Origin of the sequence: Paenibacillus etheri (assembly GCF_001012825.1) — a bacterium.
GTDB classification, from domain to species: domain Bacteria; phylum Bacillota; class Bacilli; order Paenibacillales; family Paenibacillaceae; genus Paenibacillus_AQ; species Paenibacillus_AQ etheri.
Window position 1 is genome coordinate 333,644 of record NZ_LCZJ02000037.1, and the last position, 13,084, is coordinate 346,727.

The following is a 13,084-nucleotide window of genomic DNA, read 5'->3' on the forward strand; positions in this document are numbered from 1 at the left end:
CAGGAGAACGACTCTTCACTACTTGAACAGCTGTACCAATTCCTCTACATGTAACTCCGCGGTAGAAGGAAACCATAGCTCAGCACTATCTCTCAAGGATACACTTCCAGCTCCAATGGATCTCATACCAGCGGCTTTAATAGCAGCTATGCCACCCTCTGTATCCTCGATACCTACGCAGCAGTCAGGTGATATACCCAGCATATCAGTAACCTGTAAATAAATTTCCGGATCTGGCTTGCCCCTACGAATGTTTTTGGGGTCAGCAATAGCCTGGAACAAGCGACCAATCTTCAAACAATCAAGAATCAACATCGCATTTTCATTGACTGAAGCAAGTCCAACAGGGATCCTCATTTTTTTCAAATCGGTCAGTAGACTATGGATACCCGGATGCAAATCATTCGGTGTCATTTGTTGAATCAGCTGTTTATACTTTTCGTTCTTTTTGTTGCAGAGCATTCCTTTTACCGGTTGAGGTAAGTTCAGGCCGCTTCCCTCCAGTAGGATCTCTAAACATTCCATTCGACTATGACCCTTCAGACGTTTATGCTTCTCTCTATCAAAAGAAATCGCAAGCTCATCGGCTAAAGCTTTCCAAGCTAGATAATGATACTCTCCAGAATCAGTAATAATCCCGTCCAGCTCGAAAATAACAGCCTTAAGCTGCTTCACATTTGAAAGGGACACCGGCTTCTTTGCAGATAGCTGCACAAGGCTCCCTTTATGTAGAATCTCAATCACTTCACCTGTCAGTAGTGTATAGATCACTACCTTATCATCAACATAAATATCCACTAATTGCCCACCGCTTGTTATTTTAAACCGATAGCTGTCCCATTGTGCTGGCAAAGTTGGATTAAAGGATAGCATACCACCACATAAGCGCATACCACCAAACCCATTTACAATCGACAGCCAAGATCCTGCCATAGCAGCAGTATGCAGCCCGTCCTTCACGTTACGGTTAATATCATCTAAGTCCATCCGTACCGTGCGGTCAAAATAGGCGTATGCCCCCGTTAAGTCACCAATCTCAGCAGAAATAATACTGTGAATGCACGGTGACAAAGAAGAATCATGTGTCGTCAGCGGCTCATAGTAATTGTAATTGCGGATCTTGTCCGCCAAGCTGAACTGATCACCCAGCAGAAACATAGCCATTACCAGATCTGCCTGTTTGAGCACCTGATGTCGGTAAATCACCAGCGGATGGTAATGGAGCAGTAGCGGGTATTTATCCGCTGGCGTATGTTCAAAGTCCCACTTCTTCTTAGTCAGAAACGTATCATCCTGAGCATAGATGCCAAGCCCCTCATCAAAAGGGATATACATCTTTTCCGCGGCGGCCAGCCAATCACCAGGCTCTTCCTCAGTCAGACCCATCTTGTGCTTCAGGTGTTCAAATTCCTCCGGATACTGCTTGCCTAACAGTCTGGTTATCTCATATGCGTAATAGAGTTGATCCCGCACCATAAGATTAGTGTATGCATTATTGTTAACGATAGCTGTATACTCATCGGGACCCGTTACTGCATCAATACAGAACGCACCCTCCCTAGCCGGATTAAAATGACCCAGATCTACCCAAAAACGGGAGGTTTCGAATATCATTTCCGCCCCCTTCAGGACCAGAAACTCATAATCGCCAGTAGCCCGCACATACTGTTTAATGGCATAGGCAATATCCGCGTTAATATGCATTTGTGCCGTTCCTGCCGGAAAATAGGAGGAGTTCTCAGCCCCATCTATGGTGCGCCAAGGATATAGTGCTCCTTTCTGAGACATCACCGCTGCTCGTTCCCGTGCCTTATCTAACGTGGCATAACGAAACTCGAGCAGCTTCCGGCTAATCTCCGGCTGTGTAAACGTAAAGAAGGGGATCATATACATCTCGGTATCCCAGAAATAGTGACCTTCATATCCTTCACCTGTCAGGCCCTTGGCCCCGATGTTCGTAACCCCGTCACGTCCTACGGATTGCAGCAATTGAAAAGCATTAAAACGGATACCCTGTTGAAGCGCAAGATCTCCCTGAATCTCCACATCGGTATGTGCCCAAAATTGATCCAAAAAAGCCCGTTGTTCATGAACTAGAGCTTCGAATCCACAATTCTCCGCCAAGTGTTGCACTTCTAAGCACCTGCTTAACAGCTCGTCTTCTATGTAATCCTTAGAGGTATGATACGAAATGTACTTAGTTAGGGAGATTCTTTCCCCCATCGCCACTGGAACAACCCATTGCATGGATAATCGCTGACCTTCTAGCTGCACAAGCCTTTCATACCCAGAGCTACAATTCAGACTATGGCTTACTCCCGTTAATAGACCAAACTGGGTATGCCGCGTCCTCTGCTTCATCCACAAAAAGGACTGCTCGAGCTCATGACCGGTTTCCACTAGTAGCAAACTGGGTTCCTTACTCCCCGAACCCAGCCGGGGGTCATCCGTGACCCCCGGCCTTTGAATCTCACCATCGATCGATGAAGTAAACGTTAGGGTCCCCTCAAAATTCAATGCCTTAACCTCGTAATCGATAGCCGCCAAATGTTTATGCTGCAAGGACACTATCCGCCGGATGTTCAACTGAATCCTGTGTCCGGCAGGAGATTCCCATTCTACCCTCCGATGCAAGATCCCATTTCGCATATCCAGCTGCCTTTCATAACGATGCAATTGCCCACTGCTTAACTGAAAGGTATGACCCTCAATGCTAAGCTCAATAATCTTGGCATCCGTCACATTCAGCATAGCTTGATTGCGGGAAGGATACCCATAAGCTCCCTCTGGGTACACAATAGGCTCGGAATCAAAAAATCCGTTCAAATAGTTTCCTGTTACAGATGAGCCTGAGCGGCCATGGTAACCTTCCTCGAAATTACCGCGCATGCCAATGTATCCATTACCAAGAGCAAATACGCTTTCGCTTCTTTGATTGTTCTCTTCATCATAATTTTCCTCATCTAGACTCCACTCCCGGTAAGGATATACTGCAGCCGGATGTACGTATGGTTTCATCTTCATCTCTCTAAGTTCCCCCTGACATAGGTTTATTTTGCTTCTAAATAGGCTGAACAAAAGAATATTACAAAAAGCGATAAGGATCGGAGCGGAATAAAATCAAGAAATCTGCAAACAACAGCGGCCGGAAGTCCAATAATTCACCGCAGTGACTACTGAGCTTTAATTTAATATCATTAGTTCGGTCTATATATATGCCGAAATCAACCTTTGACCGACCCACCCATAAGCCCTCTGACGAAATACTTTTGCAGCAGGAAAAAAATAGCGAGCGGCATCAGCATAGAGATAAATGCAGCTGAGGTGAGTAAATGCCAGTCGTTGCCTCGTGAGCCTACTAAGTCGGCAATTTTCATCGACATGACCTGAACAGACGGCTGATTGCCGATAAAAATCAGCGAGACTAAATAATCATTCCACACCCATAGGAATTGAAAGATCCCAATAGAAGCCAGTGCTGGCACAGATAACGGTAGAATCAGCCTACTGAAAATAGTGAAATGGCTCGCCCCATCCATAAAGGCCGACTCAAACAAATCCTTAGGGAGCTGACTGATAAAGTTATACATAAAGTAGGTAACTAGCGGTAAACCAAAGGCCGTATGCGCCAGCCAAATACCCAAGTAGCTTCCGTTTAGTCCAAGAGCCGTATAATCTTTAAGCACTGGAATAAGTGCCACTTGTATTGGAATAACAAGCATAGCGATAATAATGACAAAGAGTGTCCGGCGGCCAGGAAAACGCAGCCAAGCAAAAGCATAAGCGGCAAAAGAAGCAATTAACACCGGAATAACCGTCGCCGGAACAGCAATCGTCAGTGTATTCCAGAAGGCTTGCGACAATCCGGTACCCTTTTGCACCGTTTCACTGCCGTCGGCTTGCTTGAGCTTATATTCCTTGCCCGAGAGCACGTTATTGTAGTTGTCCAATGTGAGATCCGGTGTCACTTTCCAGCCTTGTTCCTGTTGATTTATGGTACGTGCTCTACGGTTCTCCCACATTAAACGACTGCCATCGGCCTTCACGCCCGCCTTCAGCTGATCATCGGTATAGGTTTTGCCGTTCACCTCGATCGGCTCCCGCAGATCCACATCCTTCGATAGCTGAAGGGTCTCTCCAGCCTTCCACTCCTGATGGGGAAAAGCTTTCCACCATCCAGTCTGCAGAATGTCGGCAGCCGGACGGAAGGAAGAAATGAACAGCCCAAGGGTTGGAAGCAGCCAAATGAAACAAATCACACCCAGCACGATATTAACAATCGTCTTGCTACCTTTTCTCTTCTTTTTCCCGGACATTAGAATCCCCCTTGCTTACGGAACTGACGTAGATTGATTAGGATCACAGGCAACACTGCGATCAGCAGAACAATAGCCAGCGTGGAGCCGTAACCGAAATTCCGGTACATAAAGAATTGGCGGTAAAACTGTGTAGCCACTACCTCTGTATCGTATTGACCTCCTGTCATCACCATGACGACGTCAAATATTTTCAACGTAAAGACGATAATGGTCGTTGTCACAGTTAGAATGGTTGCTGAAATGTAGGGGATCATGATTCCAAAGAAAATCTTCACCTCATTAGCACCATCCACTCGCGCAGCTTCCAAAATGTCGTCAGGAACTCCCTTGATGGCTGCCGAGAATATCACCATCGCAAATCCGGTCTGCATCCAAATCAGAATGATGATGAGAAAAAAATTATTCCACGGCTGAAGCATACTCGTCCATGCCTGTGGTTCTCCCCCAAAATAAGTAACGATGGCGTTCAATAGACCAATTTGTTCATCGCCGGGTTGATAGTAATATACAAACTTCCAAATAACGCCTGCGGCTACAAAAGAAATAGCCATTGGCATAAAAATGATCGATTTGGCTAGCTTCTCATAGCTGCTTCTGTCGGCAAGAATTGCAATCAAGAGTCCAAAAGCTACACATGCCAGTGTACCAACGAACACCCAAAGTAAATTGTTACGCAGTGCCGTTGCCATCAGGTGGTCGCTAAAGATCGCTGCATAGTTACTGAGACCCACAAACTTCTCTGAAGAAGCATTAAAAAAGCTTAAATACAGCGTCCGTAGCGCAGGCAGCACCAGTAGCCACCCCAATATAATCACTGCCGGACCTATAAAAATATAGGGCAATACCTTACGGCGTACGTAATCAGGATATTGCTCAACTGCCCAGGTAAGTGTGTAATAGATCAGATAAACACCCAGAACCCCCCATAGAACAGCCAGAACCGCCGTCAGTAGCGGGTTTAACGTCGAATCCCGAAAGAATAAAAAGATCGAGCCATTAACAACAACATTGGCTATTAATACTATAAGAGACAGCAATACCGCCCTAAGGCTGACCGTTTGCTTGGCTTTTGATCGTGGTTTCATTTGTGGCTGTAGTTGTGATTGTCCACCCATATTAGCTCCAGCTCCTCCTATACTCGCGCTTTGGAAAACAAAAAGAGGGGCAGAGAACCTTCAAATCTCGCTGCCCCAACTTTTAACTGTGTGCTTTCAATATTAGGTTAGTTATTCCAGCCAGACTGGATTTGCTCCAACGCCTGATCCAGCGTCGCTGTACCACTCACGTAGTCGGTCATCCCTTTCCAGAAGGTACCTGCACCCACTTTGCCCGGCATCAGGTCAGAGCCATCAAAGCGCAGCGTGGAAGCATCCTGAACCAGCTTCGCCATCCGGCGGTCGGATTCTGAAGTATACCAATCAAGGGAGGCATCATTCATTGGAGCAATTACGCCGCCAGACTGTACCCAGCTCTTAATGGACTCACCTGTAGTGAAGAATTCCATAACCGCACGTACTTCAGGACGATCGTTGAACATAGCGTAAATATCGCCAGCAACTAGCACTGGTTTGCCATATTGAGGATCAATAGGCGGCAAGTAGAACCAATCATAATCCACATCAACCTTTGCCGTTTCAGGGAAGAAGCTTGTAATAAAGTTGCCGAGCATATTAAACCATGCTTTAGGAGGATTATTGAACATTGGCGCTGGGGCATCCCCGAACGATGTCGTCACAATGGATTTAGCACCACCGTAGACATAGTCCTTGTTGAGCCAGATTTTAGACATGACTTCTACTGCATTCTTAACTTCTGGTGAGGTAAATGGCAGCTCACCTTTTACCCATTTATCGTAGTTCTCCGGTGTAGTTGTGCGCAGCATAATATTTTCTACCCAGTCAGTTGCCGGCCAGCCTGTTGCAGCACCACTCTCGATGCCAATAGCCCAAGCAGGATCACCGTCTTTCGCAATTTGTTCCGTCAGAGTCATCATCTCATCCCATGTCTCAGGAACCTTGTAGCCTGCTTCATCAAATTGCTTCTTTGGATACCAGACCAAACTCTTTACGTTACTGCGGTTCCAAATCCCCGCCATAATCTTGCCGTCTTTCCCGTCCATATTAGACATATCGAGCCAGCTCTTGTTGTAATTAGCCGTCAATTTAGCTTGATCCAGCACGCTAGTCAAATCAATAACCTTGCCAGTCTTAGCAATCGAGGCTAGCAGTCCCGGCTGCGGGAAGTCAGCGATATCCGGAGCATTTCCACCGTCTACTCGAATGTTTATCGTAGCTTCGAACTCTTTTGAGCCCTCATATTGAATATCAATTCCTGTCTTCTCTTCAAATTCTTTAATACTATTCTCAAATTTCACTTGGTCAGCATCTACGAAGGGACCGAACATCGTTACTTTAGTTCCTTTATAGTCGCCTTTCATGGCTAGCTCTAGCGGAGATCCCGAAGGCTCGGTGCTAGGAGCAGTTGTAGCTTTCTCAGTGTTATCTGCTGTCGGGCTGGTAGTTGCCGCAGGTGGATCTGTAGGCGCTGCATTGTTATTATTGCCTCCGCCGCATGCGCTCAGCATCATAGAGAAGGATAAACACAGTACTAAAGCCAATGACTTTTTACGTCCTGAAGTTTTCTTCATCTTTTGTACATCCCCTTTAATGGTTTTAGAGATTGCTTCTGACTCAATCATCCGGTACCCTGGCATGTATCAGCAGCTTGTAGCAGATCACCTCCTTGCAAAGCTTTTCAGAATCTAAGGATCTATACTATAAAGAATCGAATCGCATATTCCAATTAATTGCAGCGCTTACATTTGTTATAATATCATATAAAGTAAGCGTTTCCAATTCGTATTTGAAATGTTTTGGTAAAAATTATTTTTATTGTCTAAGCAAATATCCAAATGTTGCTTAAGACGAGCATGGAATTTTGAAAAGCTTTTCAGAGGGTGGTACAAAAGTGGACTACTCCTATTTTTCCCGTGTAGATTCCCGCACAATCAGCTTATGCTCCATCTTCTCATTCAATACCTGCACTTCACCTGTTGTAAGTAATTCATGCAACTTCTCGGCCGCACGATACCCTAACTCGTAAATCGGTTGTGCAATCGTGGTTAGCTTCGGGATGAACATACTCGACATTCTCAGATTATCAAACCCAATCACAGACACCTGACCCGGAACCAGAATATTACGATCCTTTAGATAGGAAATTGTCCCCATCGCGAATTCATCAGCAACACAGAAAACAGCAGTTAGCTCGGGGTAATCCGTAAATAGTTCATGTGCAGCTTGATAAGCATGTTCAAACCGGTGACTAGCGTATTTGCTCTTCACAATATTCTGCTGTAACCCTGATTCTGTTAGTGCCCTTACAAATCCCTCATAACGTGGTGGTCCTGATACAGAATTATCATGGTTAAAACCAATCATGCCAATATCTTTATGACCTAAATCAATCAGGAATTTTACAGCATCATAGGCAGCCGCTTCATCATCCACCTCCACACTTGGAATATGAAACTCATCGGAATGCGAAGACACTAGCACAAATGGAATTCTACAACCGACCAATTTATCATGATATTCAGGGTAAAGGACATCACTGGCGAATACGATTCCATCCACCTGTTTCTCATGGAAGTTATCAATATAGGACAGTAGTCGTTCTTTGTCACGGTCCGTATTGCAGATCATTAAACTGTACCCAAGCTTGATGCATGCATCCTGCATTCCCCGAATTACCCCAGCGAAATACAGGTTCTCAATATCCGGAATAAGCAGGCCCAGTGTAAAGGACTTCTTGTAAATTAGACCACGTGCAAATGAATTAGGTTGATACCGCAATCGTTCTACAGCCTCCATCACTCGATTCCGTTTGCTCTCCACTACCGAATTCGGTGCATTCATAACACGTGATACTGTGCTAATCGACACTTCGGCCATTCTGGCAACATCTCTTATGGTTGGCTTCATAATGATAACTTCCTTTTTTAGGGAACTTTTCGATGTGATTATAGCAAGCCCGATTGGAAATAACAATAGAATTTTAAAAGCGCTTACATTTTTTTAAAAAAATCATCTTGTCCTTCTCTATCTTCACTCTGAAGGCAGGCAGCTTACTTAAAGTGTGTATATAGTTTTATTACATGGTATACTAGCCGAGTAGCGATATCTATAGCTGCAAATACTGCTCTAGGGTATAGAGCATTTATTATAGGAGGGATAACATTGAAACAACCTCGTGACATTCGATTCTCCGTACTGGACTTAGCTTCTATTGTGGAAGGCGGGACCGCGGCAGACTCTTTTCATAACTCTCTAGATTTAGCCCGGCATGCTGAGAAGTGGGGCTACCATCGGTATTGGTTCGCTGAACATCATAATATGATCGGAGTTGCCAGCTCTGCTACCTCACTCTTAATCGGTCATATTGCTGGCGGCACCCAAAGTATACGTGTTGGCTCTGGTGGTATTATGCTATCCAACCACGCACCACTTGTTATTGCCGAACAGTTCGGGACACTCGAATCACTATATCCGGGACGGATCGATCTTGGACTGGGCAGAGCACCCGGATCTGATCAACCAGCTTCCCGTGCGCTGCGTCGTGGTCTCGGAAGCGATGGCAGTGAATTCCCTGAGCAGCTAAGTGAGTTAAGAGCTTACTTCGACCCTGCGGGAGCAGGATCACGCCCAGCTGGAGTACGCGCAGTTCCTGGGGAAGGCTTAAATGTTCCCATCTGGCTCTTAGGCTCCAGTGGCTTTAGTGCTGAGCTAGCAGCCAAGCTAGGTTTGCCTTTTGCCTTTGCCAGCCATTTTGCACCTGAGTATTTATTTCAGGCGCTGCACATATACCACAGTAATTTTCGTCCATCAGAAGTGCTAGATAAACCTTATGTTATGATCGGACTCGGGGTTACAGCAGCCGATACCGTAGATGAGGCAAGAAAGCTAGCTACCTCGCAGCAGCAGCAGTTCCTCAATATCATCCGCGGGCGTACAGGCAAGCTACAACCGCCCGTTGAAAGTATGGATGGGCTATGGACGACACAAGAAAAAGTAATCATGCTCGATAAGCAGCGTTATTCTTTCTCTGGCGATAAAGCAGCGATTAAAGAACGGCTTCAAGACATTCTGAAAGAGACACAAGCAGATGAATTGATTATCTCTGCAGGGATTTATGATCATGAGGCTCGTCTTCGTTCCTATGAAATTGTAGCTGAGGCTATGAAAGAGCTGTAAGATTGCAATCTTAACGGCAAGACGTTATCTGACTAGGGAATTCTCCCGTTCAGATATGCGTCTTGCCTTTTTTGATTTATTTTCGAAACCGTTCTTAATAAAACACTACAAAGATATAAAAAATCATAAAAATAAAGAGATATATAGAGATACCAACAGATAAATAGAGTATTTACTTATTATATAACCGAATATGATCAAATTAGTTCTAATATATCATTTTTCTTTGGATATCATTTTGATTATACTTTATATATTCGCTATAACGAACGATTTGTATTTTAGCTACGCCCTCTTCCTTCGTTCTTTTGAAAAGATTCTGCACACAATCATATGAGTAGTACCTTTCGAAACTACTCATTTCGACAATGTAGGATGGAATAATCGTTTAAAACGAAGGATTTTGCCGGAAGCCCGCAGATTTTGTTTTTTAACAGCTACAATGGGCTCAGGAGAAAGGAGCAAAGAAAATGAAGAAGAAACACCACTCGGTCTTCATAGCTGCTTACGTTCTGATTATTCTGGTAGGAGTAATATGGCACGCTGGAGGGGTAAGCGCTCAGGATACCATTAAACTTACTGTGAATTCTCATACCACGAGCACAGCCACCATGAACAATATGAAGCCCGGTGACGAAATGAGCTCAGAGTATACCATTATTAATGATGGTACAGAAGGCTTTGATTACTTTGTAGACTTTAAATTCATCTCTGGAGACGTAGAGTTGTACAATATTCTCCAAATGACACTCGAAAAAGAGGGAGTCATCATCTATTCGGGAGCGATGAGCGAGGCTGCCGGCAGAGTAACCATCGGTTCACTTGCTGGAGGAGAGAAGAGTGTAATTCAAATGGCTGTAACCTTCCCATGGGAAGCTGGCAACGAATATCAAGGGAAGGCCACGACCGTAGCTTTTGAATTCTCCGCTTCCGGAGAACCAGGTCCATCCGCCGAGCCTACTTCAACGCCAACGGCGACAGCTACAACCGAACCGACTACAACACCTACTGAAACACCATCAGCTACACCTGAAGCTTCACCGACACCTACAGTTGCACCAACCACAACACCTACAGATTCACCACCAACTACAACTTCACCTACAGCTGTCGTAACACCAGGTCAATCGGCGCCACCAACAGCTACAACAACACCATCGCCTACATCTACACCGCCTGCAGTGGATGAAATAAGCGTTACTGAAGAACCGATCCCAATGGGCGGAAGCAGTAATGAGCCAACAGCATCACCAGGTGCAGGTAGTCAAACCACCAGTGCAACACCTCAGCCAAGCGATGAAGTAGCCTTACCTGACGGCGACATTCCTTTGGGAGCACCAGAGGCAGGCAACAAGCTTCCAAATACCGCTGAGCCTTGGTATAACTTAATTCTTGTCAGCTTAGCTATTGCGGTACTCAGCGTGATCGTTATGCGCAGATTGAAATCGAAGAAATAATAACATCTAGTAACATAAGTCTGGAGGCGAGAGTATGAAGAAGCGTAATGGTGTCTTGCTAGCCGTGAAGCTAATCTTCATACTCTCTTTAGTTGTGCTGATTTATTCGATCGTTCAAGTCGTCAAAGCACCCATCGAGGCCAAACAGGCCCTAAATGATTGGGCAAAAAAGAGGGAGGATGCGATCGCCCACCCCCTTCCAAACGAAGAGAACCCTCTTCCCAAGGGAATGGTCAGTTCTCCAACAGAACACCCCATTTCTCCTCCATCCTATACAGAGGGTGAGGTGATTGGAGAAATCCGCTTCCCTACCTTAAATAAGAAGGTGGCTATTCTGGAGGGTACGGAAAGCCCTGAGTTAAAAAAAGGAGCTGGACACTATATAGGTAGCGCAGCTATCGGTAACGTAGGTAATAGTGTGCTTGCTGGACACCGTGATACCGTATTCCGCAATCTAGGAGAACTTGTTTCAGGGGATCTGATCGAACTGGAAAGTACGGACGGTACGTTCATCTATGAGGTAACAGGCAGCACGATTGTAGACGGGAATGAACGCGGTGCTATAAAATCAAGCGATAAAGCCATTCTTACTTTGATCACCTGTTATCCTTTTTCATACGTGGGGTCAGCACCGGACCGGTATTTACTCTCTGCGAAGCTAGTGAAGCAAGAAACATCGCCTCATTAAAGCTAATCTTAATTCTTAATCTTCCTTTTCAGGGATGAGACCGGATATGGAAAGTGATACTATATAGATACAACAGTAATGAGGAGATGACCCATAGTGAAAAAAGAGGTTATAGAACGGTTTATTTCGTATGCCCAAATGGATACCCAATCGAACGAGGATAATGAGACTTGTCCATCCACTCCGGGACAAATGGTGCTGGCTCACAAGCTGGTCGAAGAGCTTAAGGAAATCGGCATGGATGAAGTGCAGGTGGACGAGTATGGGTATGTCATGGCTACGCTCCCAGCCAATACAGAGAAGGATATTCCAACCATTGGTTTTTTGGCGCATCTCGATACAGCAACTGATTTCACCGGAACGAATGTAAAGCCGCAGATCGTAGAGAACTACGATGGCAAGGATATTCTTTTGAACAAAGAGTTGAATGTTGTATTGTCTACAACGAGTTTCCCAGAGCTGGCAGATTATAAAGGCCATACATTAATTACAACTGATGGCACCACCCTGCTTGGTGCAGACAATAAAGCCGGTATTGCCGAGATTATGACAGCTATGAATTACCTTCTTCAGCACCCTGAAATCAAGCATGGTAAGATTAGAGTCGCCTTCACACCGGACGAAGAAATCGGCCGCGGACCTCATAAATTTGACGTAGCTGCTTTTAACGCTTCTTATGCATACACTGTGGATGGTGGCCCTCTCGGCGAACTAGAGTATGAAAGCTTTAATGCCGCATCTGCCAAAATCTCTGTTTACGGCGTCAACGTACACCCTGGTACTGCAAAAGGGAAAATGATTCATTCCGCTAAAATCGCCATGGCTCTACACCTTAGACTCCCTTCTGAGGAAGCCCCAGAATTTACGGACGGTTATGAAGGCTTTTACCACCTAAGCTCCATAGAAGGCACCCCGGAGTTCAGTAAGCTCCAATATATTATCCGTGACTTCGACCGTGAGAAATTCGAGGCACGTAAAGCCTTTCTCTCTGCCATCGTAGATGAATTCAAGAGCATCCACGGTGAAGAGAACATCGTACTTGAAATGAAAGACCAATATTACAATATGGGCGAAAAAATCGAACCCGTGCGTCATATCGTCGATATTGCCCATGAGGCGATGGAGAATCTTAACATCACACCGATCATCCGCCCAATTCGCGGGGGTACAGATGGCTCACAGCTGTCCTACATGGGTTTACCTACACCTAATATTTTCACCGGGGGCGAAAATTTCCACGGCAAATTCGAATACGCCTCTGCGGACAACATGGAAAAAGCAGTGCACGTCATCGTAGAGATCGCCAAGCTGTTCGAACAAAAAGCCTAAATCGTAATCCACCCACTCCATAATGAACACAAAAAATCC

At 45.3% G+C, this 13,084-nt stretch carries 9 protein-coding genes; 4 read left to right on the forward strand and 5 right to left on the reverse strand.

Going from position 1 to position 13,084, the window contains the following annotated elements; translation table 11 throughout:
• Nucleotides 1–18 precede the first annotated feature (18 nt).
• The 5 genes from pgmB to UQ64_RS25000 all read right to left on the reverse strand — a co-directional run bounded on the left by pgmB (nt 19) and on the right by UQ64_RS25000 (nt 8,302).
• The gene (gene pgmB, locus UQ64_RS24980; RefSeq protein ID WP_082651307.1) at nt 19–3,024 is read right to left on the reverse strand and encodes a beta-phosphoglucomutase; all 3,006 of its coding nucleotides are present in this window, start codon (nt 3,022–3,024) and stop codon (nt 19–21) included.
• 200 nt (nt 3,025–3,224) lie between these two features.
• Nucleotides 3,225–4,316, reverse strand: coding sequence for a carbohydrate ABC transporter permease (locus UQ64_RS24985; RefSeq protein WP_060626080.1), 1,092 nt, complete (start codon nt 4,314–4,316; stop codon nt 3,225–3,227).
• Nucleotides 4,316–5,404, reverse strand: a complete 1,089-nt coding sequence (locus UQ64_RS24990; RefSeq protein ID WP_060626377.1) for a carbohydrate ABC transporter permease — start codon at nt 5,402–5,404, stop codon at nt 4,316–4,318. Before UQ64_RS24990 ends, UQ64_RS24985 begins: the two co-directional genes overlap by 1 nt.
• A gap of 137 nt (nt 5,405–5,541) precedes the next feature.
• A complete protein-coding gene (locus UQ64_RS24995; RefSeq protein WP_060626379.1) occupies nt 5,542–6,966 on the reverse strand; it encodes an ABC transporter substrate-binding protein in 1,425 nt (474 codons plus the stop codon).
• A gap of 331 nt (nt 6,967–7,297) precedes the next feature.
• Nucleotides 7,298–8,302, reverse strand: coding sequence for a LacI family DNA-binding transcriptional regulator (locus tag UQ64_RS25000; protein ID WP_060626081.1), 1,005 nt, complete (start codon nt 8,300–8,302; stop codon nt 7,298–7,300).
• A gap of 255 nt (nt 8,303–8,557) precedes the next feature.
• Here UQ64_RS25000 and UQ64_RS25005 point away from each other — a divergent pair, with 255 nt between their 5' ends.
• The 4 genes from UQ64_RS25005 to pepT all read left to right on the forward strand — a co-directional run bounded on the left by UQ64_RS25005 (nt 8,558) and on the right by pepT (nt 13,045).
• Complete coding sequence (locus UQ64_RS25005) at nt 8,558–9,571, forward strand: LLM class flavin-dependent oxidoreductase (protein WP_082651308.1); 1,014 nt, start codon at nt 8,558–8,560, stop codon at nt 9,569–9,571.
• 470 nt (nt 9,572–10,041) lie between these two features.
• The gene (locus UQ64_RS31095) at nt 10,042–11,028 is read left to right on the forward strand and encodes a hypothetical protein (RefSeq protein WP_060626083.1); all 987 of its coding nucleotides are present in this window, start codon (nt 10,042–10,044) and stop codon (nt 11,026–11,028) included.
• Between the two features lie 34 nt (nt 11,029–11,062).
• Nucleotides 11,063–11,716, forward strand: coding sequence for a sortase (locus tag UQ64_RS25015; RefSeq protein WP_060626084.1), 654 nt, complete (start codon nt 11,063–11,065; stop codon nt 11,714–11,716).
• Between the two features lie 96 nt (nt 11,717–11,812).
• Nucleotides 11,813–13,045 carry a peptidase T gene (pepT, locus tag UQ64_RS25020; protein WP_060626085.1) on the forward strand — a complete coding sequence of 411 codons (1,233 nt, stop codon included), beginning with the start codon at nt 11,813–11,815 and terminating at the stop codon, nt 13,043–13,045.
• Nucleotides 13,046–13,084: the final 39 nt, after the last annotated feature.